At 64.1% G+C, this 1,070-nt stretch carries 2 protein-coding genes; both read left to right on the top strand.

From position 1 onward, the window contains the following. Positions 1–872: hypothetical protein (locus tag ACFWVD_RS28905; protein ID WP_379248099.1), on the top strand; the 872-nt coding region annotated here is incomplete at its 5' end. After that, positions 869–1,070 (top strand): PD-(D/E)XK motif protein (locus ACFWVD_RS28900; protein ID WP_379248097.1); only part of this gene is annotated, 202 nt, incomplete at its 3' end. The genes ACFWVD_RS28905 and ACFWVD_RS28900, both read left to right, overlap by 4 nt.

Raw genomic sequence — 1,070 nt, 5'->3', positions numbered from 1 at the left:
GCTACACACCGCGCCGGTTCGGCCTCAAAGTACGCACGTCGTCCCTGGGACTGAGCATCACGGCGGCCAACAAAATGCGGCAGGGTACCCGGGTCAGGCTCAGCTACTCCGGGGAACTGGCGGAAACGACGATCTTCCCGCTCACTGGTGGGATCCCCGAGAAGAACTTCAAGAACCTGCAGGTCTTCACCGAGACCTTGCTCGCACACTCGAAGCCGACTGTCGACGACCTGACCGGCAGCTTGGTGTGGTCCGACGTCAACCCGGAGACGGTGGCCTCCGGGTTCTTCGATGTCTACAAGTCGGCTCCGGAAGCGAACCGCATTCGACCTGAACTCATCGCCGACTACATCCGCCACTGCGCGCGGCAGGGTGAACTCGGCCGTTGGACCGTCCGCATCGTCTCCCGGAGCGGTGCACCGACCACCACAGAGCTCGCAGGACATATCCTCGGGCCGGTCGTCCGCGCAGCCTCCAGCAAGAACGGCACGACCCTTGGCCGCCACACGATCAAACGCGTCCTGAGCCCCAAGGACGAGACGTACGACCTTGATCCGCAGCAGTACGAGAGCGCGTGGGCGAAGACCAAGCAGCTGGCGCTCGGGGAGATCAAGCGCAACGGGGAACCACGGAACCCGCAGCTGCCATCCAGCTTCCAGACCCGTGCGCAGCGGCGAACCGACCAGCCCCTTCTGCTCCTTTACCTCATCGAGGCCCCGGAGGGTTCTGGGGTGAGCATGCCGCTCATCGGGTTCGCGGCAAGCTTCCCCCTCTCCCGAGTCGACAACGCCAAGGAGTATGTCGTCAACGTTCCTTGGTGGACCCAGGACGATGAGGTCGATGCCGATGAAGCGAACGAGGATGTCAGGTGATCGACGAGTGCCTTTGGAAAGAACTGGAGGCTCCTCAGCCCGATCGAGGGCGTTCCACGCGCCGCCTGTTCCCCGAGTGCCCCCACGACATCCACATCGGCGTAACGCATCCAACCCAGCAGCGCATGTTGCTGGTGAGGGCGGGAGCCAGAGCGGCGGACCGTGCGCGTCATCTGCTCATGGACCTCGCGGAGACGC

The sequence above is a fragment of the Nocardia sp. NPDC058666 genome, from assembly GCF_042714895.1.
In the GTDB taxonomy this organism is placed as follows: Bacteria; Actinomycetota; Actinomycetes; order Mycobacteriales; family Mycobacteriaceae; genus Nocardia.
The sequence above is the reverse complement of the archived record's forward strand: the minus strand, read 5'-3'. Positions and strand labels throughout refer to the sequence as shown.